Raw genomic sequence first — 23,865 nt, forward strand, 5'->3', positions numbered from 1 at the left:
TGCTTTTTGATAACCGTCCTGCTTAGTTGAAAGCAAAAGGGAGTGCTCCTGTTCATGGAAGAAGCGCGAAATTATATGTTTGCTATATTCTCAGTCCTCCTCGCAGCAGTGACAGCCTACTCCGTTCTCCGGATTGGACGGAATTTCGCGGCCAAAAGCCAGAAAGCCCGTGCGCTGCGCACGAGTCTGATTATTCTTATGCTTAGCTGCGGATTATGCGGCATGCATCTGTTTGGTGTACAGGCTGTATCCGGCTTCAGCCTGGCCGGCAGCGGCCTGTTTGTCCCGCTGGGGCTATATGCTCTGACCCTGTCCTTTCTCGTCTGGCTGTTCCACCGGACAGGACTGATCATGGCCGAAAGGGAGCAGTTGAAAGAGCTGGCCTACAGGGACAGCCTGACCGGCCTGTTCAACAAGAATGGCATGGATCACTTCTGGGATCACTGCAAGCCCAATGAGCAGCTAGCTGTCCTCTATCTTGATCTGAACCGTTTCAAGTCGATCAATGACAAGCTCGGCCACCATGTCGGCGATTTGCTGCTCCAGGCAGTCGGCGGTACGCTGCAGCAGTTTTCCAGCAAGGGCAAACGGCATATTTTCCGGATCGGCGGCGATGAGTTCGTCATTATTGCCAAACGCTGCAGCTATAAGGAAGCTGAACAGCTGGCTTTGCAGGTACTGGAAAAAACAACCCGCAGCTACCAGCTGGAGCAGCATGAGCTGTTCGTGTCGGCCAGCGTCGGCATTACGGCAAGCCAGGGCCGGGTTGATCCAGTGCGTCTGCTGAAGGAAGCCGATTCTGCAATGTACAATGCCAAGCAGCTGGGCAGAGGCCGCTATGCGGTTCACAAGCAGGGAAATGTCATCCAGCCGGTGAGCTGGCTGGGCAGACCGAAAGCGAATTAAGCGCAGTCCTTTAATATGAAGAGTCCGGGCAGCGCAGCCGATATAACGGCTGCCGCCCGGACCCTTTTTTACTGCAATATTATGCCTGTCTGTCAGCCAGCAGTCCGGCCAGCACATCCGGGTAGTCGGTGATAATGCCTGCGACTCCGGCAGCGATCAGGGATTTCATTACTTCAGGATCATTGACGGTCCACGGGTGATACACCTTTCCCGCAGCAGCAGCCCCGGCTACAAACTCCGGCAATACTGCATAATGATAAGCATGCAGCGCGTCCGCATTCAGACTGGCCGCATAGTCCCACGGACGGTACAAGCCTTCCGAATACAGAATCCCTGTACGGATCTCAGGGGCCAGTGTTTTACAGTAAGCCAGAGAGTAGTGGTTAAAGCTCGACAGCACCACGCGTTCACTCATCCCGTAATCCCGCACGGCGGCGATCACCTTTTCCTCCATCCCCGGATACAGGAACGTTCCGTTCTTCAGCTCAATGTTGAGCACGGTATCCCGGTCCTTCAGCAGGTCCAGCAGCTCCTCCAGCACAGGCAGGCGTTCTCCGGCAAATGCCGGCCCAAACCATGAACCGGCATCCAGCTCCAGCAGCTGGCTCAGCGTCTTGTCCTTAACATATCCTTCAGCTCCGGCAGTCCGGCGAAGATGTTCATCATGTATAATCACCAGTCCTCCGTCAAGCGACATCTGGACGTCCATTTCAATCCCTGTAGCTCCAAGCTCAAGTGCTTTGCGGAATGCCGCCATCGTATTTTCCGGGCAGACCGCAGATGCGCCGCGATGCGCAAAATTGATGATGCTGTTCATAGGTTGTTTCCCTCCGGTTTATGGATTTCCTGCTCCTGCTTGCTGCAGGCTCTTGTTCATATTCCATATTACAGCAGGAAATCCTGTCCGTCCTGATCTATTCTTACCCGGGGACACACTAAGCCGAGACAATCTCGCGGATAGCCTCATGCACATGCTGAGCTTCTGAAAAAGCCAGGGAATATTGCACATCCGACTTTCTGGCCGGTGCCATTCCAGGGAGAAAGGGGATGGACAGGACAGGTGTATCGGCGCTGGCAAAATAGATTTTGAGTGTAAGCTCGCTGACCTCCTCGGCATTTCCGCTGGAAGAATCATCTGTTTGCTGGGAGCTGTGTGCAGCTCTGGCCGCTGCCGTACCCGGTCTGACAGGGCTGCTCGTGATCCGGCTTGTTTTGCTGACTTTGGTGAGGGTCAGGGCATTTTCAACAATCTCTGAACCCAGTATCGTGTCAAAAGTGTACGCTTGCGCCGTCGCCTGCTCTCCTCTGCGGGGATTGCAGCTGCCGATGGCCAGCGTTCTGCCGGCTTCATCAAGGGCAATCATATGCGACTTGTCAGGAGTTACGAACCGCCGGGGAAATGGCAGGTTAAAGGAGCTGAGCGCCCGGGCCAGCTTCCCCAGATTGGATGAGGGGTGGGAGAGCCGGAACTTCAGCACCGCTGCCGCCAGCAGCAGGCTTATCCCCAGCACAGCGAACATGTACATCAGGAAGATCAGCATTTTTTACGCCTCCTAAAAAGGGTTTGTGAAGCGTTGCTAGTAGAAGAATATGCCGGGAAAGCGTGAACAAATGCATAGCTGCGGCATATGGAATCATTTATTCTTTTTTGTATGCCGCAGGTGCGGTGATAAAATCAGAGAATCAGGAGATGATCGGCTTGATCGCAGATACACTGGGACATTTGCTGGAGAATGAGGCTGCTTACGGGGAGGAAATCCGGGCGGGGCTGCGTTTTTTGCGGGACACGGATTTCAGCGGACAGGCGGCGGGACGTCATGAAGTCGATGAGAATATGTTCTATTTCATTAATGAGTATGAAACCAAGGATGCCGGGGACTGCTTCTGGGAAGCACACCGGATTTATCTGGATCTGCACTATATCCTGGAAGGCACGGAGCGGATCGGCTATGCGGCCATTGAGCAGCTTACGGTAAAGGAAGAATACAGCGCGGAAAAGGACGCCGTGTTCTTCAGTGGTGAACTGAAATCTGCGGTAACTGCAGGACCTGGGGCACTGGTTGTCTGCTATCCGCAGGACGGCCATATGACCGGAATCGAGGCCGGCAGCAAGGAAGCAGTGCGCAAGGTTGTACTGAAGATTAAGCTGTAGCATGTAGCTGCTATATGTGTGTAATCGGGGAGCCGGACAGGCTCCTTTTTGCGTTGCTTCCAGAGGCGGTTCCGGTATTTGTTTTTGCGTACAGGGTTAAGGTACGATAGCCTTAGAATATAACATGACTATCATAATCCGCACAAAATGAACCACACATACAAGGAGCCGCACTTATGAGCATTTATCTCGAGCTTCCGGATGTGGACAAGCATTTTCCTTTCCGCAGCCTGATCTGCGGCGGGGATGAGCTGTGTTATCCGCACTGGCATAAAGAAATCGAAATGATTTACGTAACTAAGGGAAGACTAAATCTGGGAATAAATGATACTCCAATCCGCATGGAACAGGGGGAAGTGCAGTTTATCAACGGCGGGGATGTGCATTATTTTCTCGCTTCACCGGAAAGTGAACGGGTGGTACTTCAGTTTGATCTGAGCCTGTTTCAGGAGCTGGCCGCCACCTGCGGCAATGATTTTTCGCTGCGGGATGTGTTTACAGCGATGGAGCATTCCAGCTCCAGCTGGCCTCAGGAGACGGCCGGGCGGATGATCTCCCTGATCGAAAGTATATATGAGGAGGACACCCGGCGCGGGGAAGGGTACGCCTATCTGATCAAAGCCCGTTTATTTGAGCTGCTGACCGTGATTTTACGGGAAGTGCCCAGGAATAACGCCGGCAGGCTGCCAAAATTCTCGGAGAATACCCTGTCACAGTCCCGGGAGACGCTGGAGCGGCTGGAGCGGATTTTTATCTATGTCGAGCAGCATTACCAGGAGCCGATTACCCTTAATGAGGTGGCCGGACATATGGGCTTCAGCCCGTATTATTTTACCAAGCTGTTCAAAAAGCATACCGGCATGACCTTCATCGCCTTCCTCAATGAATACCGGCTGAACAAAGCCAAATGGATTCTGCTCAACGAGGATCTGCCGATGTCTGCCGTAGCTGAGGCCGCAGGGTTTGGCAGCGTGAAGACGTTCCACCATTTTTTTAAGTCGGCAACCGGCATTTCACCGCTGAAATATCACAAGACAATATTCAGGAATAACAGGGCAAGAATGCAGGAAGAAAGCGCTTCGCAGAGTTTGTATGATTAGAGGCAGAGAGTTCACAACAATGTTGGAGGGAAATCAGGGATGACCTTAAAAGTGGGAATTATCGGCTGCGGCGGCATCGCAACCGGCAAGCATATGCCGGCACTAAAGAAAGTGGAAGGCGCTGTTATGGTGGCTTTTTGCGATATCGTGCCTGAACGGGCCGAGCAGGCCAAAGCGGAATTCGGAGATGAGAACGCAGCGGTATACACAGACTATAAAGAGCTGCTGAAAGATACAACTATAGATGTGATTCATGTATGTACCCCGAACATTTCCCATGCGGAAATTTCGATTGCTTCGATGGAGGCAGGCAAGCACGTCATGTGCGAGAAGCCGATGGCGAAGACGACTGAGGAAGCACAGGCCATGATTGATGCGGCCAAGCGTACCGGAAAAAAGCTGACGATCGGCTACCAGAACCGCTTCCGGTCTGATTCCGCTTACCTCCACCGGATGTGTGAGAACAATGACCTCGGAGAAATCTACTACGCTAAAGCCAAGGCCATCCGCCGGCGCGCGGTACCGACCTGGGGCGTATTCCTGGATGAGGAAGCACAGGGCGGCGGCCCGCTGATCGATATCGGCACCCATGCGCTCGACCTGACGCTGTGGATGATGGACAACTACAAGCCGAAATATGCGGTAGGCAATGCTTATCATAAGCTGTCCGGCCGTAAAAACGCCGCCAACGCCTGGGGCCCGTGGGACCCGGAGAAATTCACGGTAGAGGATTCGGCGATCGGCTTCATTACCATGCAAAACGGCGCGACCATTGTGCTTGAAGCCAGCTGGGCGCTGAACACCCTGGATGTCGGTGAAGCGAAGACGACGCTTTGCGGTACAGAGGGCGGAGCCGATATGGAAAAAGGCCTGCGCATCAACGGCGAAGAGTACGGTAAAACATTCGAGAAGCATATCGGCCTGGATGCTGCCGGCGTAGACTTCTACGACGGTGCGGGCGAAGATCCGGCACTGGTTGAAGCCACGCAGTGGATCGACAGCATTATTAATGATACAGAGCCGGTTGTTAAACCGGAGCAGGCTCTGGTGGTAACCCGGATTCTGGAGGCCATCTATAAGTCATCCGAAACGGGAATGCCGGTATTTTTTGAAGACTAGGCCCAAAATTAACATCAATGTAATCAATATAGATCCATTTAGGAGTGTGTCCGAGAAGTGACAAGAGTAACTGTATGGAATGAGTACCGCCATGAGCTGCAGGAAGAGCGCATCCGCCAGGTGTATCCGCTGGGCATCCATGCGCAGATCGCCGGATTTCTTGAGGAAGCCGGGTTTGATACGGAAACCGCTACGCTGGATGAACCGGAGCATGGCTTGACGGAAGAAGTGCTGAATAACACGGATGTACTGGTATGGTGGGGCCATATCGCCCATCAGGAGGTCGCAGACGAGATCGTGAACCGGGTGTACAACCGTGTGCTGCAGGGAATGGGACTGATTGTGCTGCATTCCGGCCACATGTCCAAAATCTTCATGAAGCTGATGGGCACCAGCTGCGATCTGAAGTGGCGCGAAGCGGGCGAGAAGGAACGCCTCTGGGTGATGGACCCGAGCCATCCGATTGCCGAGGGCATCGGAGAATATATTGATTTGGAGCAGGAAGAGATGTACGGGGCGCATTTTGATGTGCCGGCACCGGAGAGCCTGGTTTTTGTCGGCTGGTTCGAGGGCGGCAACGTGTTCCCGAGCGGCTCAACCTACCGGCGCGGCAGCGGCAAAATCTTTTATTTTCAGCCGGGCCATGAATCCCATCCGACTTATTACCATAAAGAAATCCAAAAGGTTATCATCAACGGCGTAAACTGGTGCGCACCGACCAAGCGCGATTATCCGGTATACGGCCATTCCCAGGCTCTGGAGCCAATTCGTGAAAAGGTGGGCGTATAGATGAAATTAGGCGTATTTGATCCCGTATTCGGAAGTTTGACTCTTGAAGAGATGCTCGATAAAATCGCAGCTGCAGGCCTGAACGCCGTCGAAATCGGCTCAGGCGGTAACCCCGGGAACCCGCATTGTCCGACGGACGAGCTGCTGGCCAGCGAGGAAGCCCGTAGGGCTTACCTCGAAAAGTTCACCAGCCGCGGCATCATGATCAGCGCGTTCAGCTGCCACAATAACCCGATCTCACCTGACAAGGAAGAGGCCCGTCAGGGCGATGAAATTCTGCGCAAGTCGATCAAGCTGGCTTCACTGATGGGCGTTCAGGTTGTTAATACCTTCTCCGGCACGGCCGGAGACAGCGATGACGCTAAAGCGCCGAACTGGCCGGTTACACCTTGGCCGACTGTGTACAGCGACATTCTGACCTGGCAGTGGGAGCAGAAGCTGATCCCTTACTGGAAAGAGATCGGCCAGCTGGCAGAGGAGCATGGCGTGAAGATCGGCATCGAGCTGCACGGCGGCTTCCTGTGCCACACGCCTTACACGATCCTGAAGCTGAGAGAAGCAACCTGCGATGCGATCGGTGCTAACCTTGATCCGAGCCATCTGTGGTGGCAGGGGATTGATCCGGTCGGCGCAATCAAGATCCTCGGCAAGGCCGGAGCGATCCATCACTTCCACGCCAAGGACACTTACCTCGATCAGGATAACATTAACATGTACGGACTGACCGATATGCAGCCTTACGGCGATGTGCAGACCCGGGCCTGGACGTTCCGCTCGGTCGGCTGCGGCCACAGCCTGTCCGAATGGTCGGATATTATGAGCGCGCTGCGCACCTACGGCTATGATTATGTGGTGAGCATCGAGCACGAAGATCCGCTGATGTCGGTGGACGAAGGCTTCCAGCGTGCTGTAACTAACCTGCAGTCGATCCTGATCCGTGAGCAGCCGCTGGATATGTGGTGGGCTTAAAGGGTTGGAGTAACATAGTATTGTAAAGAAGCCGTTCCCGGGAGGGACGGCTTTTTTTGATAAGAGGGTGTGTTTTTTGATAAAAAAGTGTATAGGTTTTTGGGTCACGGCGATGCCCCTGCACCAGCCTACATTGAAGCCCCGCTTAGTGGGGTTATTTTACTTTGGAATGGTTTGTTTTGAGGTTTAACTGTAGTTTGTGCAACTAAAATAGCTGTTTTCTGCTGAAAATGAAGTTTAACTGTACTTTGTACACTTAAAAACACAGAATAACGCTAAAATGACGCTGCCGGGCTCATTTTAGCTGCACAAAATACACTTATAACGCATAAAACCAAATTTATGCCTGATTTAGTTGTACAAACTGCAGTTAAGCTGCATCTCGCGTCTCCAACTGCACTCCATATAAACTCAAACAGAACTCAAACAGAACTCAAACAAGGCACTACCGCTCCTTCACAAACTTGCTGCGAAAAGCCGAAGGGGAGAGTCCCTCTTTCTTGGAGAAGCAGGAGGAATAATGCGATACATGATGGAAGCCGACTTCCTCGGCAATACGTGCTACAGACCAGGAGGTCTGGAGCAGCAGCCGCTTGGATTGCTCGATCCGGTAATATTGCAGGTAGGCCATCGGCGTCATGCCGAAGACCTTCAGCATGCTTTTGGCCAGATAGTTCGGGTGGTAGTTCAGTTCCTTTTGCAGAACAGGATTGGTGAGGTCGTGCATGTAATTGTTCCGGATGTACAGCTCAATCTGCTCCGCCAGATGGATTGCGGTTGCATCGCTCGGTGAAGCCAGGCTCCGGTCCAGATGCTGCAGGAAGGATTGAAAGCTGGCCTGCCGCCGCCAGTTGCGGAGGGATTTCGGCTCCGATTCCTGCTCAAAAAATAACTCCAGCAGCTCCATGGCCTTGGCGGAGATCTTCAGAATCCTCGGCAGAAAGATGGAGCAGAGATCAGTGTGATGGACATAGGCTTTATTCTTGTGCTCCTCGAACAGGAGCTGCTGATTAAGGAGACACTCATTCATATCGGCACATTCCTGCCAGCTGCCAAAGGTCTGAAAGTGAATCCAGATGATTTCGGTCGGCACCGTGCAGGGGGCGAACCCGTAATGATGGCCGTCCGGCAGGAGGATCACGCCTTCACCTTCACCCAGCTCGCGCAAAATACCATTTTCCCCGACCGGCAGAAGGCCTTTGACAACCACGATTAAATCAAACACCCCTATGCAGTTGCGGTCTATATGATAATCACCAATCTCGTAGGAGGCATGCCCGCAGTCCACAAAATAGGGAATCGGCGGCGAAATAAAATGCAGGATGGGCGCGTTCATATAACAGGCTCCTCCATCTCCATAGGTTGCAATTATGAAAAGCATACCGGTTTGCCTTGTCTGTTTCACCCAATGTATCCCAACTCTTAAAAGAAGTAAAGGGTTATGTATCGCAGTGAAAATATATAATCATTTGTCTTTATTTTGGACTATTTTTTTGTTGGACAGGTTGATTGAGACCCCGGCACACCTCATCCGCGCAAAAAGATTGAAATTTTATAAATATAGGTTGTAATAACGGTTTTTCAATTGAAATGGGGGGTGCTAAAATGAAGTAAGCGCTTCCGTAACAGGGGAGGGGAAGAGCAGTAACACTCAATTAAAACAGGGGAGATCACGAAGCTTGGATTCTTTGTTAAACGATTATCTTGAAGCTTGAGCTGTTGTAAGGGGGGAGGAGTTTAACCTGATATCAGGCCAGATCCGCTTTGAACCTGTTAAACATCATGTTTCTTTTGATAATTGCGTTATAAAGCTCAGACTTGTAAATATACTGTAGGGGAAAAGTGACAGGGTTTGTTAAGCTGCAGAAGGACTTTTGCTTTCGATTTTATTTAAACGTTTAACAAAAGATGAGGGGAGATCAAAAGCAATGAAAACAGCTAAAAAACTTGGAGCAGGTCTTATCCTGACTGCATTGATGGTGAGCACCGCCGGCTGCGGGAATAACGCGTCGAACACGGAAAACACAGGAAATAAGGGAAACACAGGGAACACGGCAAGCAAAACTGCGGAACCGGCCAAAACCTCCGAAGCCTCTGCGGAAAAGGTCAAAATTGTCTACTCGATGTGGGGCAGTGCGGCAGAAGGGAGTACGACCCAGGCGGTGGCGGACCGGTTCAATGCATCGCAGGACAAAATTGAAGTCGAAGTGCAGGCAATCCCTTGGGAGAACTACATGACCAAGCTGAACACGCTCGCAACGGCAGGGCAATTGCCGGATACAGGAATGCTGAAGGAGGATGGCGTCATCCAGTGGTCCTCCGAAGGCATGCTGAATGATGTAAGCGCTATGTATGAGGGCAGTGACAGCAAGCCGCTCGACAGTCTGGCCTACAAACACAATGGCAATACCGTGGCCTATGCTGCCGCCAATGAAATTCTCCTGCTCTATTACAACAAAGACATGTTTGATAAAGCAGGAGTTGCGTATCCTCCGGCTGTGCTGGATCAGGCGTGGACATGGGAGCAATTCGTAGATACAGCCAAGAAGCTGACGATTGACAAGAACGGCAAGCATCCCGGCGAGGACGGGTTTAATGAGCAGGGTATCGTCCAGTTCGGCGCTTCCGTCGAAAATCTTCCATGGCAGCTGGAAGCCTGGGCGCTCAGCAATGGCGGGGGCTTCTATTCCGAAGACGGTTCAGAGGTACGGATCGGCGAAGACGCCAGCATGGAAGCCATCCAGCGGGTGGCTGACCTGTATCTGAAGGACCATGTTGCCCCGCTGTCCGTCGGACAGACCGATGACGGTATCCAGCGGACAGTGATTGCCGGTACAGTCGCTATGGCGACAAACGGCCAGTGGAATGTAGGAACCAGCCTGAACTCGGCCAAGGAAGAAGGACTGAATTATGGGGTAGCTGTCCTGCCTTATATGAAGGATAAGGTGACAATCAGCACAGGCGGCGCCAACGTTGTTTTCTCCCAGACCAAGCATCCGAAGGAAGCAATGGAATGGCTGAAATGGTATAACTCGGAGGAAAACAACTGGGAGCTGATCTCCTCCGGCATTTGGATGCCAACGCTGGATAAATGGTATAAGGATGAGACGCTTACCCGCAAATGGGTGGAAAATCCGAACTTCCCGCCATACGACGAATACAAGTCAGCAGTCGTTGATTATGCCCAGTCCCCGGCCGCAAGACCGGCTGCCTGGTTCTATACGAACTATACAACTGACTTCAATACGCTGCTCGGCTCCGTTCTGGGTGATGTCTGGACCGGAAAAACAACCGCCAAAGAAGCGATCACTAAAAATCTTGAAGCGCTGAAAGCTGTACACGCCGGCAACAAATAAAGAAATGAGGCCCGGCCGCCGGCACTGCTGTGCGGCGGCCAGCCTCCACTTGTGAGGGAGCGCGAGATATGGAAACCATTACTAATCTACAGAAACGCCGTCCCCGTAAGCATTCCCGCATTCATGCAGGCGAGGCGCGCGTTGCGTATATCTGTCTGATTCCTGCTTTTCTGGGACTAATCTTCCTGACGTACCTGCCGCTTGCCGGGGTGCTGGGGATCAGCCTGACCAACTGGACGGGGCTGAAGAGTCCAGAGTTCATCGGCCTTGATAACTATATCAAGCTGTTTACAACCGACCCTTATATTAAGGATTCGATTATTGCGACGATTTATTTTGCTTTCCTTTCCGTAGCCGGAAGCATGATCTATTCACTGTTTATTGCGATGCTGCTTAACCGGAAAATTCCGGCAAGGGGCTTTTTCCGGGCTGTGTTTTATGTGCCGTATGTATTGCCTGCTGCTGCCATCTACGTGGGCTGGTCGTGGCTTTACGAGGGGAATTTCGGCTTTTTTAACTATCTGCTCTCGGAAATGGGCCTGAATAAAATCCTTTTTATCGCGGATTCCAGCTATGTCGTTCCGTCGCTGTCTCTGATTTCAGTCTGGCTGTCGGGGAATCTGATCGTTATTTTCCTCGCTGGTCTGCAAAATGTTCCGGTCGTCTATCATGAAGCAGCCGAGATGGATGGAGCGGGCGGTTGGAAGCGCTTCCTGCATATTACCCTGCCGTGCATGACACCGATCATTTTCTACAACCTGCTGATGAGCCTGATTGCCAATCTCCAGGTTGTCACACCGGCACTGGCCTTGACAAACGGCGGCCCTGGCAACTCGTCACGGTTCCTGACTTATCTGATGTATGACCAGGCCTTTGTAAATTACCGGCTCGGTTATGCCTGCGCAACCACGCTGATTATTTTCGCTATTCTTGCTGTCTTTACTACTGTGCTGTTCAAGACGTCGAACCGGTGGATTTTTAATGAAGGAGGCGACGACAAGTGAGTGTAGCAGCATACGGCAGATTAAAAAGTAAAAAGCGCAGAAACAGAACAATGAATATCCTGACCTTTGCCGTCGTCGTATTATTTGCGCTGATCGCCATTTTCCCCATCTGGTGGATTTTCCGCACCTCGCTCATGACCAATGCGGAAATCTATCAGTATCCGCCTTCGTTACTGCCGCAGAACTGGCTGTTCTCCAACTATGAGAAGACGCTGGAGATCTTTAAATTCTGGAAGTATCTGTGGAACACGATGGTTATTATCACTCCCTCCTGTCTGGCAGGGACCTTTACGGCTACGCTGTGCGGATATGCCTTTGCAAGGCTGCGGTTCAGAGGGAAAAGCCTGCTCTGGGCGCTCTGCGTAGGCTCCATGCTGCTGCCGGCCATGGTAACGCTCATTCCGCTTTATATCGGCTGGACGCGGGGTCTTGGCTTCAACGACAGCTACTGGCCGCTGATTCTGCCTTACTTTTGCGGGGGCGGGGCCTTCAACATCTTCCTGATCCGCCAGTTTATTGTGTCGATCCCGCGCGAGCTTGATCAGGCTGCAACCATTGACGGTGCGGGCTACTTCCGCATCCTGTTCAGCATTATCATGCCGGCGATCCGCCCGGCGATGATCGTCGTTGCCCTGTTTATCTTCATCGGGCTATGGAACGATCTGCTCCAGCAGATGATTTACATTAACTCCAGCGATAAGTATACGATTGCGCTCGGCCTGACCAACTTCAGGGGCCAGCTCAAAAGCGACTGGCCGCTGACGATGGCCGCAACCTGTCTGTCGTTTGCGCCGGGTGTTCTTTTTTACCTGATTGGTCAAAGGTACTTTGTAGAGGGAATTACGCTCACCGGATTAAAAAATTAGTCCGAACGGGAGGTTATCATGGGAATGAACTCACGAAAACTGAAGCCGCTGGCGGTTGCGCTGCTGATGCTTTTTCAGGCAGTACCGCTGTATGCAGGTGCAGAATCCGCGGCAGGTGCAGAACTGCTGGCAGCCGCTGTAAAGAACGACATCGCCAATGCCAGCCTGTCTGCCAAAGTCGGTGATCTGGGCCAGATTGAGGAGCTGTACATCAACAATAACCCTGTCAATAAAAAAGGGGCACCGATCAATTTTGTGCTGCCGAATACGACCTCACCGCAGAATGATGTCCAGCACCAGTGGATGGGTGAAATGATTTTTTCGTACCGTACAGGTGACAGCGGGCAATTCCCCGATAACAGAGACGGCTTTACAGAAGTGGATACCAATAAAACACTGGCCGCCGGCGGATCAACCAGAGTCTCCACCATCAACCCGGATAACCCGTATATCAAAAAAACAGCTTCAGCAGACGGCAAAAAGGTAGAAGTCAACTTTCTGGGACAAAATCTGGATTCAACCGCCCAGCGGGTGATGAAGGGCTTTGACGTAAAGTCGGTATTCGATATGGATACTGAAGACGGTTCGTTGCTGTGGGAAATAACGCTAAAGAACAAGAGCAGCAAATATATTGAATTCGGTGATATCGGCCTGCCGATGCCCTGGAACAACAAATACCGTACCTTATCCGATACTTATGATGACCGGGTAACCGTGCATAATTTTGCCGGTGCGGACAGCGGGTATTCCTATGCGATCCGTACCAGCGGCGAGGGCAACTTCATGCTGTTTAGCCCAGTGCCGGAGAGCGGCGCGCGGATCGAATATGTGGATTACTGGATGCAGGAAAGCGGAGAGCTGCGTGCCGGCAACACGTTCGCGAACTGGACCGGCGACAGCGGCGGCTGGTACCCGGGGCTGAATGTGCTGTATATCCACTCGAAGGATATCCGGAAGACCGGACGCGGCTATTTTACCGATGCCTCCAGTCTGGTGCTGGGACCGGATCAGGAGCAGACGTACAAGTTCAAATTCTCCGCCGTCCGGGCAGGCGACAACACGCCGCAGGCTAATGCCCAGAGCCCGAATAACAGCTCCACCTCAATGGAAGACCGTGAAGCCAATCTGCGGTCCATCCTGTACAAGTCAGGCATGATCGATGCCGTGGCGGTGCCGGGTTTCCAGACCGCGATTAACATGCCTGCCAAGCTGGATTTGCACTATGATGACAGCCTCATTGACGTACAGTCGATCGAGATTCAGAGCGTTGACGAGAATGATCCGTTTGACGAAGAACATATCCCGGACATCAAGCCCGGCAAAACAAGAGCAGAGATGGTCAACAACTCCCGCACCGGCCGCGGCCTGGCTGACGGGAATCCGGGCTACGATGAAGCTTACGAGTTCGTAGAGACAAAGGTAGTTGACGGTGAACAGCATCATATCTATTCGCTGAATTTCGGTTCCATCGGCAATAACAGTGTGCGTGTGAATTACAAGCTGAAGGTTGGCGATGAATGGGTCGATAAATTCACCCAGTATGAATTCAATGTGCTGGCTGAGCTTGACCAGACGTCACAGGCTCATTCGGAATTTATGGTGGAGCAGACGCAGGATAAGGACCCGAAAAGTCCGACGTACGGCAACTATTTTGACTGGTATCTCACCGGCGGCCTCGACAAGAACACTAGCCACTGGGGGGATGACTGGAGCCACGATAATATCAACTTCATGACGATGAAAAATGTGCTTGATCCCGATCCTGCTGAAATCAGCTCCATCGAAACGTACCTGATCGACTTCATGTGGGAACGGTATATGAAAAATACACAGAAAAGCTATACGGTAGCGAACTACCTCAGAGATTCGGGGGCTTTTACGGATAAAGAGCAGCCGTATACCCGGGCGTTCTCGGAAATGATGGAAGCGACCGGCTTCTTCAACATGTACCGGATTCAGAAGGCCTATCCAAGCTTGATTGAGTACCGGGAGTCCCCGCAATATTATCTGGAAAAAGCCTACGGAATCTATTACAACCGGGTGTCCAGCGGAGCCATCGGGTTCTACGGCGAGCAGCAGATCCCGGATATGATCGAGGCGCTGAAGGAAGAGGGCATGCTTACAGAGTCAGCTAATCTGCAGCGGAAATTCGCTCTGGATAAAGGCCGGAATATGACCAATGCCAGTTATCCGTACGGCTCCGAGTTTGAGTATGACAATACCGGAGAGGAAGGGGCTTATGCGGCAGCCAAGGCGCTGCGCACCTACTATCCGAATGACGGACGCGCAGCCGCAGCCGAGCAGAGCATGGAGATGGCTGACTGGAAGACACGCGCCATGCGCGGTATTCAGCCAACCTGGTTCCATTATTCGGTACCGGTGTTCCGCGGCGGCGAAGGCTGGTGGAATTTCCAGTACACCGCCTCACTGGCAGGCTATATTATGGATGACTGGCTGCGCTACGAGGATGACGGCAGGTCGGAGGAGCAGACCGCGATCGCCCAGCAGCGCAACTATGCAGCAAAGATTTCTAACTTCAATGCCGTTAACATGGGGCAGATTGCGGCGCAATCTGTGGGCAGCACCTCGTGGAGATATTCCATGTATAAGGGTGGAACCGGCACCAAGGATGTATTTGACGGCGGCTCGCGGGTGATGAATAATGGCTGGAATGATTTTTCCGGCGAAGCGGAGGAAGGCCTGTACGGTTCCCTGCTCAGCATCAGCGCCGATATTGTGACTGATCCGGTATTCGGGCTGTTCGGATACGGCGCCCAGGTTACGGACGGAGGAGACAGCTATCAGATCACGCCAAAAGACGGGTTCGGCCGACGGATCAATCTGCTGGATGAGAAGATGTATCTGGTGTCCGGGAACGATAAGGTGACAAGCGCGGACATCCGCAAAGACGGTAAAGCTTTTACCCTGCAGCTTGAGAATACGACGGAGAAGGAGCATGCTTCGCGGATTACCTTTGACGGGGCGGGCATCGGGAACGGCTACTATACAATGAAGCTGGACGGTGCAGACGCCGGACAGTTCTATGTACAGAACAATAAAGGTACCGCCATGTTCCATATGAGCAGTGCAAAGACGGGTGAGCTGGTCATCGAAAAGGCCGATACCGGCGAAAATGAAGCTCCGCAGGTGACGGCAAAGGTTGCGGTGGAAAAGCCGCAGGCGCTGATTCCGTTTATGCTGAACGGCATTGTAACCGATGACGGTGCGCCGGGCGGCAGCCTCACCTACCAGTGGGAGATCGTCAGCACGCCGGAAGGCGGCAAGCTTACCTTTAATCATCCGAAGGCAAACATTACACAGGCTACGGGTTCAAAAGAAGGCACCTATACGCTCCGGCTTACCGCAGGTGACGGGGCGGAGACCGGCTCCGGCGAGGTAACCTTCCAGCTGGCTGCGCCGCCTGAGAAGCAGCCACCGGTAATCAGCCAGGTGTCTGCCGTACAGGATATTGCCAACAGCAGCATTGTCATATTGTCCGGTACAGCCATTCCCGATCCGGTGCACAGTGCGGTATTTGAGCCTGAGCTGACCTATGCGTGGACGGTTAAGCAGAAGCCGGAGGGTGCCGGTGAGGTTATTTTTGTCGCCGGTAATAAAGAGACAGCGTATGCCCGCGTCAGCAAGGCAGGCACTTATGTGTTTACCTTTACGGCATCAGACGATGACAAACTAGGCAGCAAGGATGTCACGATTGAGATCAAAGAGGACACTGTGGATGCATACCGCGCACTTAGCACAGTAACCAAAAAGGACATAGCTCCTGTTCTTCCTGGAAAGGTAAATGTCCTGTCGGAAAACGGCTACGGGGAGCGGGACATTCAGTGGGATACCATTGATCCGGCCAGCTATGGAGCTGCGGGTCAGTTTGAAGCCAAAGGCACAGTCACAGATAGTGATATTGAGGTGCGCGCTGCCGTATATGTCGTGAATTCCGGGCTGTCAAATGCCGCGCTAACCGCTAAACCGTCCGCCAGCTTCTCCGGCGGTGACGGGTATCCGGAAGCGATGAACAACGGCATTGAGCCCAAAAGCTCAGGCGATTTCTCGCCGAACCGCGGTGCACCGAACAGTGCATGGCATAACTGGGGCCGGGAAGGAGATCCGGCCTGGGTCACCTATGAATGGGATCAGCCGTTCCTGGCCTCCTCCATGGATGTCTACGTATTCCAGGACGGCGGCGGAAACTTCCGTCCGAAGGAGATGCAGCTGATGCTCCGTGACGGGGACGGCAAATGGTATACCCCGAGAGCCGTGAAGGGGCTTGGCAATGAGCTGAACAAATACAACACAACCACCTTTGAGCCTGCTTATATTACAGGCGTACGGATGGATATGAAGCCGACCGCCAATGGCAGCGGGATTCTGGAATGGAAAGTCTACGGCTATACAGGTGCGGTAGTTAAGGCGGAGCTGATTAAGGTATATAACTACGTTAATACTTTGAACGCTGCGAACTTTAACGCACCGGGTCTTGCGCCGGTTGAAGCGGCTAAGGCTGAAGCTTCCGCTGTGATTAAAAATCTGGCTGCCACAGACGGCGAAGTTACCCAGGCGCTGGAGAAGCTGCTGACCGACTTGCGTCTGCTCAGTCCGCGCGATAACAATATGGCCTATCTGGCCAATGTATCATCCAGCTATACCTCGCCATGGGAAAGCCTTGCCGCGGTGAATGACGGGAAAAAGACAGGAACTAACCTGTCGCACTGGGGAACCTGGGGCAATGCAGGATCAGCGGAATGGGTGCAGTATGACTGGCCGCAGGGTGCTGTCATCCAAAGCTCCAATCTGGTGCTGTGGTCGGATGCAGGCGGAATTACGCCGCCTACCAAGTACGTGTATTCTTATATTCCACTGAACAGTGTAACGAATGAATGGGTTACAGCGGGAACAGTCACCGGGGGCATCAAGGTGGTTGAGCATAATCCTGCAGAATCCGTGAACCCGTATGCGTTCGATCCCGCGCTTGAGGTTAAAGCGCTGCGGGTTACGATGACGAAGCAGTCAGCCGCAGGGGACAATGGCGTGGGCTTATGGGAATGGGAGGCAATCCGTCAGGAAGGGCAGAAGCAGCAGCAAGAGCCGCCATCTGCTGCAGAGGTTAAAGGTGTGGATGTCAGTGTAGCTGATGCTAAGGACGGGAAACTCACTGGTTTAACCTCAGCGATGGAATACCGGCTCCAGGGAGCAGATGCCGGGGACTGGACGGCCGTCACAGGTACAGAGGTTACAGGGCTTGAAGCAGGAACCTATGAGGTGAGATTTAAGGAAACGGCAACGCATTATGCGAGCCTATCCCTTACAGTTGTCATAAGTAATCCGGTTGTGGAACCGACGCCGGAGCCGACGGCAACGCCGGAGCCGACGGCAACACCGGAGCCGACGGCAACGCCGGAGCCGACGAAGACACCGGAGCCGACGAAGACACCGGAGCCGACAAAGACGCCGGAGCCGACAAAGACGCCGGAGCCGACGGCAACGCCGGAGCCGACGAAAAGCCCGGGGCCTACACCGACACCAGCACCAACCTCACCGCCGGCAACAGTGTACGTACCAGCCCCGGAGCCTGTGACCAACACCGTTGAAGGAGATGTGATTAAGGTTGGAGCGCTGAAGCTGGATACGTTAACTGGCATAGCAGCAGGGTTAGCTGTCAGTCAGGAAGATATCAATAGAGCACTGGCGGGTGCCAAGGCAGACAGCAATGGAATAAAGACTATAAGAGTGCAAGTACCGGTTATGGCAGGGGGAAGCGGATATACGATTGAGCTTCCTGCCGCTGCACTGCGCTCGGATCCGGCAAATGTGCTAATTGAGGTCATAACAGGCTTCGGTACAATACTGGTGCCTTCTGCGATGCTGGATCAGACGGCTGCGGATGCCAAAGTTGTTGAACTGACTATAGGAAGTGCCGGCACCCCTAAGCTTGATCCGGTTACCCAAAGTATGGCCGGCAGCAGACCAGTAATTAGTCTGGCTGTCAAAATAGACGGAGCAGCAGCAGCTGAGAATAGCCTGAATGCACCAGTGGAAGTACGGATTCCATACATTCCTGCTATTAATGAACTGGCAGCTTCCGCATATCTGACAGTCTGGCATACTGACGCAGACGGCAAACCGGTTCAGATCAGGCATGCTAAATACGATGCGGTTAAAAAAGCAGTCGTATTTACCACTGCACAGCCGGGTACGTATGCCGTTACCTACACCAAAAAGAGCTTCAGTGATGTGGCGCAAAACGCCTGGTACCAGCCGGCGGTAGAAATGATGGCCTCCAAGGGCTTCATAGACGGGACCTCGTCTGCAGACTTTAGCCCGGACAGCACGGTTACGAGAATTGAGTATCTGGCGTGGCTCGTAAGAACACTGGGCCTCACAGCGGAATTCGATGCGAACTTCAATGATATTCATGTAACTAACCAGTACTATGAGGAAATGGGAATTGCCAGAGCTCTCGGAATCGCGGTAGGCTTTGGCGGCAGTTTCAATCCCGGTGCGGAGATCACCAGACAGGATCTGGCCGTGCTGACCATCAGAGCACTGAGGGCAGCAGATCCGGGATTACAAGCTGATATTACCGGAGACCTCAAGGAATTCACAGATAGCGGTCAAGTGGCAGCATACGCAGCGGAAGATCTGGCGGCAATGGTTGAGCTCGGCTACATGAACGGCCAGGGCCATGCAGCCCTGAATCCTAAGGGCACGGCAACCAGAGCACAAGCAGCACAGGTGCTGTATAAGATTTATCTGCAGCAGCAATAAGAGCATCAGGGAATAAGAGCATCAGGCAATAAAAGAAGCGGCCTTGGTCCTGAAAGAACGGGACCGGGGCCGCTTTTGTGTCAGTATAGTTAACAAAACATAAATTTATCAGAACATCCATCAGATATTGATGTCAGATATAAAAGTGATTATATCAGGCTTTCAGACGGAAAATTCGTTTTCTGAACCGGCAGATGTCTTAAGATTCCTGTGTCTTTTTTCATGCAGGGCCTGGAGTTATCCCTTATAATAAATGAAATTTAAAGCCTTCTAAGGGGGAATGAAGAATGCGGCGCTGGAACGATATCACTTATCAGAGCAAGCTGATGCTCGCCTTCTTCCTGTTAGGTATTATTCCGTCAATGGTCATCGGCACGATGGCGTACTTCAAATCAGTCGGGACACTGGAAGACCGTGTAAATGAAGACCTGGGCGTGATTGCCGGCCAGCTGAATGAAGCAATCCAGCGGCAGGTCGAGGATGTGGACCGGTTCAGCACCTTTCCTTATTTTACACCGGAAATCTTCAAAATTCTGAACCAGCCGTATGTACCGCGCGATCAATGGAGCTACCAGGAGATCGAGAGCCAGCAGCAGTTCGCCAAGCTTCTCGTTACGTACCCCTCGATCTTTTCCACGATTCAGGGTCTCGTCTTCTATAGCAGTACTGGAAATACTTACGGGTACAGAGTCAGCGACAGATCCTCCATTAATGAGGCCGTCGATCCGGAGAGTGAGGAGTGGTACCAGGAAACGCTCGACCGTGACGGTGGAATCGCCATTTCCGGGCTCCGGCTGGAACGGCAGTTCAACAGCGCGCCCTTTCAGACCATTACGGCTTCGAGAGTGCTGCTGAATGATGATTTTACGGCGGCAGGTGTGGTGGCGGTGGATATCCGGCCGGATTTTATGGATAAGATTGTCCGCTCCTTTCAAATGGAGAGCATGCATGTAATGGTTGCTGATGAAAAAGGGGAGCTGATCTACTCTACGCATACGGCCGACAACCAGCGTTTTCTCAGCGCAGCCAGAGAACAAGCCGTTCACAACGGCGCGGCACGGGGGATGATTACTGTTCCTGCACTTGGCGACGGGCTGGAAGCGGCTACCGGTGTGTATGCCCACAGTGAATACCTTGGCTGGACCAGCTATCTGCTGATCGACCGCGACGAACTGCTGGAAGATGCCAACGTTATCCGGAATTTCACGATGATTCTGGTGCTGATTATAACGGTGTTGGCAGGGCTGTTGTCGCTGCTGCTGGCCCGCGGGCTGGCGAGGCCGATCCGCAGCCTGATTTCCTCCATGCGTGATGTGGAGCGGGGACTGTTCGTCACTCCGGCGGCACCGCCGGTGCAGGGCGAAATCGGGCAGTTGCATCTCAGTTATGTCACCATGGTGAAACGGCTCGGTATACTGGTCGAATCCATCGAAGAGAAGGAGCGGCAAAAAAGAGAAGCGGAGCTGTATGCACTCCGGGCGCGGATTACGCCGCATTTTCTTTTTAACACGATTAATTCGATCCGCATGCTCGCTGTACTGCAGCAATCCGAGGGGATTGCCCGCCTGCTCCAGTCGCTGAACAAGCTGCTGCAGGCTAATATGAAGCTGGACAGTGAGCTGGTTCCGCTGGAGGCTGAACTGGAGCTGCTGCGCCATTATATAAGGCTTATGGAGCTGCGGTATACGAACCGGTTTGAGGTGGAATGGGTCGTTGACGAACATGCACTGAAGGCGATGGTTCCGCCGATGATTCTGCAGCCGCTGGTGGAAAATGCGATTTTTCACGGGTCGCTGCACAGCGGGGGCGGGCTGATGCAAATTGAGGTCGGAGCAGAAGTGAATCCGGAGAGCATGGAACTGCAGATCTGGATCAGTGACAACGGACACGGCATTGAGCAGGAAACGCTGGAGATGCTGAACGGTGAAGGAGTGCCGCCATCGTCAGGCCGGTCCGGTAACAGCATCGGCATCTCTAATGTGCGTGACCGTATCCGGCTCCGCTACGGCCAGCCGTATACCCTTAGGCTGGAGAGTGTATCCGGAGCAGGAACGAGAGCATTGCTGCACCTGCCGTACAGACCGGAGAACGGACAAGGCAATCACAATACATTGGGGGAGTGAGCGCGATGTGGAATTTGCTTGTGGTGGAGGATGAGACGATCGTCCGGCTGGGACTCAGGTATATGCTGAACTGGGATGCGCTGGGGATTAACTGGAAGGCTGAAGCCTCGAACGGCTTTGAGGCGCTGGGGGTGCTTGCGGAGGATGAAATCCATATCGTAATGACAGATATACGTATGCCTGGCATGGACGGACTGGAGCTGGCACGACGGATTAAGGAGCAGTACGGGAAAGTGCAGATTATCTTTTTCTCCAGCTTTGAGGATTTTCCTTATGTTAAAGAAGCAGTGCGGATCGGAGTTGTGGATTATCTGCATAAGCCGACGATGGCGGAGGAGGAGATTGTAGCTGCCCTGCGCAAGGCGGCGGCAACGCTGGAGGAGCTGCACCAGAAGAAACAGCCGCAGGGCTATACAGACAAAGACCGCGAGAGCCTGCTGCTGGAGCTGCTTACAGCAGATGAGCCGCCTGCCGGCTATGAGCAGAGATGGCGGCAGCTCGGACTGGAGCAGCGCTACAGCCGGGGCTGGCAGCTCGCAGTACTGCGTATGGCTGAGGGGAATACGGCAGAACCGGCCGGTCTCGCCCGGTTTATGTCCTTCCGCTATTACATGGAGGAATACACCTCCCGTGAATGGGGTGGTCAGCTGCTCAATGTAGAAGATAGGGAGCTGGTCTGGCTGCTGCCGCTGGATGCGGCACAGGCGGACGGCGGAGCAATGCGGGATTATCTGGAGCAGCTCGACCGGGGGCTGGATAAAATGCTCGGCATCCGCCTTGTGTACACCTACAGCAGCGGAATTTTCCGGACAGCAGGAGAATTGCCAGAAGCTTACCGGGCTGCAGCCGCACAGGAACCGGAGACCGGCGGGCGGTTCAGCGGAGTGATCCGGCTGGCAACGGCTTATATTGATGAGCATCTGCTGGAGGATCTTACGCTTGCCAGAACGGCGGAGCAGATCCACATCAGCGTAAGCCATCTGAGCCGCCTGTTTCTGAAGGAGACCGGCCAGCATTTTAATGAATATGTAACAGCCAAAAAAATGCTGCTGGCCCGCAGGCTGCTGCGTGAGAGTAACGATAAGATATATGAGGTGGCGGAAAAGCTGGGATATGCGAACCCGCATTATTTCAGTAAATTGTTCAAAGATGACACGGGGTTGACACCACTGGAATTTCGCAATCAGTAACAGTTGAACGGTGAAATAGCAAAACTTTGCGCTAAATAGCAATTTTCATCTATTTCTCGGCCGGATTGAGTCCATAGAGTCTGCAGCTGCCGGAAAGTAAGCAATAAATAGCTGTAAAGCAGCAATTCGACACGGTATTTAACCTGACGCATAAACGGTAAGATTGGTTTAAGGAATTCAATTTATGTCAGGGAGGCTAACATATGAGTAGGAAAAAAGGGTTCTGGCGGTCATCGTTATGGAGTCTCAGTCTATTAGCCGTTCTTGCCGGCTGCGGCGGCAATGCCGCATCGGACAGCAACACATCAGCGGCGGGCACAGCCACAAATGCCGCAGGCAACGATGCTGAGAAAGAGCCGGTTGTGCTGAAGCTGACAACCTGGAATCCGATCAGCCAGACGGTCGTGGATAAATTCCAGGAGAAATACCCTTACATCACAATAGAGCATGACAAGGTATATGATCAATTCCGCGAAATCATCCGTACCCGGATTGTCTCCAAGTCGGATATGGATATGCTCTGGCTGTTCCCGAACCAGGTGGCTGAGTTCTCGAAAGAAAATGTCCTGATGGATATTACGGGCAGCCCTTGGCTGGATAATTACCTGGAAGCAGCAGTAAAGCTGGGCACGGTAGACGGCAAAACCTACGGCGTTCCATACAACAGCCAGCCGATCGTAATGTTTTACAATAAAATGCTGTTCGGTGAGCTTGGCCTCGAAATTCCGCAGACCTGGGATGAGCTACTCGTTGTCAGCGAACAGATTAAGGCCAGCGGCACCGCACCGATGGTTATCGGCAGCAAGGACGGCTGGGCAACCCAGTTCATCACTACCTCCCAGTTCGGCCTGTACCAGCACGACAACCCGGATGTCTTCGCACAGCTGGCCAGCGGGGATAAGAAGTGGACCGATCCGGAGTTCAGCACCTATTTTGACGGGATGAAGGAATTGGCGGATAAAGGCTATCTGCTGGAAAATTCCGTCGGACTGAGCTACGACCAGGTGGCACAAGTATTCAAAGAAGGCAAAGCAGCAATGTGGCCGATGGGTGAATGGGGCTACAGCGAGAACTTTGATGCTGACTTCTCCGCCTTTGAGCTTGGCGCATTCCCGATCCCGGTTAACCGCGGTGACCAGCCGCTTGTAACGAATCTGGTATCTGACAACCTGCTGGTCGGCGTGTCCTGGAGCAAGCATCAGGAAGAAATCAAGCTGTTTATGGACTTCGTCGCAGATCCGGAAATCGCCAAAATCTGGTCTGATGAAACGAAGCAGGCCGTGACGGTTAAGGGGGGCACTTCCGAAACCTACAGCCCGCTTGCATCATCGCTGCAGCCGCTGGTAGATGCCAGTGAAGCACAGATTTTCCCGAGCATGACCTCATCCATCGAGCCGGTAATGTTCCCGATCTTCCAGCAGATTCTGCTGAAGCAGGATGTGGATACAGCCAAGCTGCTGGAGCAGATGCAGGCTGCACAGGATAAGGATATTTAGGTCCCTTTTTAACAA

General features: G+C 52.9%; 16 protein-coding genes. 13 read left to right on the top strand and 3 right to left on the bottom strand.

Annotation, left to right across the window (positions count from 1 at the left end; all coding sequences use genetic code 11):
- Positions 1 to 54: 54 nt before the first annotated feature.
- Positions 55 to 906, top strand: coding sequence for a GGDEF domain-containing protein (locus NST84_RS05180; protein ID WP_342564566.1), 852 nt, complete (start codon positions 55 to 57; stop codon positions 904 to 906).
- A 79-nt stretch (positions 907 to 985) separates the two neighbouring features.
- Here the strand turns inward: NST84_RS05180 and NST84_RS05185 are convergent, their stop codons facing one another.
- Entirely contained in the window at positions 986 to 1,723 is a 738-nt protein-coding gene (locus NST84_RS05185; protein WP_342564567.1) for a glycerophosphodiester phosphodiesterase, read from the bottom strand.
- 118 nt (positions 1,724 to 1,841) lie between these two features.
- Positions 1,842 to 2,447, bottom strand: coding sequence for a hypothetical protein (locus NST84_RS05190; protein WP_342564568.1), 606 nt, complete (start codon positions 2,445 to 2,447; stop codon positions 1,842 to 1,844).
- Positions 2,448 to 2,509: 62 nt separating this feature from the next.
- Here NST84_RS05190 and NST84_RS05195 point away from each other — a divergent pair, with 62 nt between their 5' ends.
- The 5 genes from NST84_RS05195 (at position 2,510) to NST84_RS05215 (ending at position 7,035) form a co-directional block, all read left to right on the top strand.
- Positions 2,510 to 3,058, top strand: coding sequence for a YhcH/YjgK/YiaL family protein (locus NST84_RS05195; protein ID WP_342564569.1), 549 nt, complete (start codon positions 2,510 to 2,512; stop codon positions 3,056 to 3,058).
- A gap of 176 nt (positions 3,059 to 3,234) precedes the next feature.
- Entirely contained in the window at positions 3,235 to 4,158 is a 924-nt protein-coding gene (locus NST84_RS05200) for an AraC family transcriptional regulator (protein WP_342564570.1), read from the top strand.
- A gap of 39 nt (positions 4,159 to 4,197) precedes the next feature.
- The gene (locus NST84_RS05205) at positions 4,198 to 5,277 is read left to right on the top strand and encodes a Gfo/Idh/MocA family oxidoreductase (protein WP_342564571.1); all 1,080 of its coding nucleotides are present in this window, start codon (positions 4,198 to 4,200) and stop codon (positions 5,275 to 5,277) included.
- Positions 5,278 to 5,334: 57 nt separating this feature from the next.
- Positions 5,335 to 6,066, top strand: coding sequence for a ThuA domain-containing protein (locus NST84_RS05210; protein ID WP_342564572.1), 732 nt, complete (start codon positions 5,335 to 5,337; stop codon positions 6,064 to 6,066).
- The gene (locus NST84_RS05215) at positions 6,067 to 7,035 is read left to right on the top strand and encodes a sugar phosphate isomerase/epimerase (protein WP_342564573.1); all 969 of its coding nucleotides are present in this window, start codon (positions 6,067 to 6,069) and stop codon (positions 7,033 to 7,035) included.
- A gap of 445 nt (positions 7,036 to 7,480) precedes the next feature.
- Here NST84_RS05215 and NST84_RS05220 read toward each other — a convergent pair whose 3' ends face one another.
- Positions 7,481 to 8,371 (bottom strand): helix-turn-helix transcriptional regulator, encoded by an 891-nt coding sequence (locus NST84_RS05220; protein WP_342564574.1) that lies wholly within the window; start codon positions 8,369 to 8,371, stop codon positions 7,481 to 7,483.
- A gap of 592 nt (positions 8,372 to 8,963) precedes the next feature.
- Between NST84_RS05220 and NST84_RS05225 the strand changes: the two genes are divergently transcribed.
- From NST84_RS05225 to NST84_RS05255, 7 genes are all read left to right on the top strand, one after another.
- Positions 8,964 to 10,391: a sugar ABC transporter substrate-binding protein gene (locus NST84_RS05225; RefSeq protein ID WP_342564575.1), complete on the top strand. Its 1,428-nt coding sequence runs from the start codon at positions 8,964 to 8,966 to the stop codon at positions 10,389 to 10,391.
- Between the two features lie 68 nt (positions 10,392 to 10,459).
- Positions 10,460 to 11,395, top strand: a complete 936-nt coding sequence (locus NST84_RS05230; protein WP_342564576.1) for a sugar ABC transporter permease — start codon at positions 10,460 to 10,462, stop codon at positions 11,393 to 11,395.
- On the top strand, positions 11,392 to 12,261 hold the full coding sequence (locus NST84_RS05235) for a carbohydrate ABC transporter permease (RefSeq protein WP_342564577.1): 870 nt from the start codon (positions 11,392 to 11,394) through the stop codon (positions 12,259 to 12,261). The genes NST84_RS05230 and NST84_RS05235 overlap by 4 nt, the downstream gene beginning before the upstream one ends.
- A gap of 24 nt (positions 12,262 to 12,285) precedes the next feature.
- Positions 12,286 to 19,041 (top strand): DUF5695 domain-containing protein, encoded by a 6,756-nt coding sequence (locus tag NST84_RS05240; RefSeq protein WP_342564578.1) that lies wholly within the window; start codon positions 12,286 to 12,288, stop codon positions 19,039 to 19,041.
- 287 nt (positions 19,042 to 19,328) lie between these two features.
- Positions 19,329 to 21,164: a sensor histidine kinase gene (locus NST84_RS05245; protein WP_342564579.1), complete on the top strand. Its 1,836-nt coding sequence runs from the start codon at positions 19,329 to 19,331 to the stop codon at positions 21,162 to 21,164.
- Positions 21,165 to 21,169: 5 nt separating this feature from the next.
- Entirely contained in the window at positions 21,170 to 22,354 is a 1,185-nt protein-coding gene (locus tag NST84_RS05250; protein WP_342564580.1) for a response regulator, read from the top strand.
- A 203-nt stretch (positions 22,355 to 22,557) separates the two neighbouring features.
- Entirely contained in the window at positions 22,558 to 23,850 is a 1,293-nt protein-coding gene (locus NST84_RS05255; RefSeq protein ID WP_342564581.1) for an extracellular solute-binding protein, read from the top strand.
- Positions 23,851 to 23,865 lie beyond the last annotated feature (15 nt).

Source organism: Paenibacillus sp. FSL R7-0345 (assembly GCF_038595055.1).
Taxonomy (GTDB): Bacteria; Bacillota; Bacilli; order Paenibacillales; family Paenibacillaceae; genus Paenibacillus_AQ.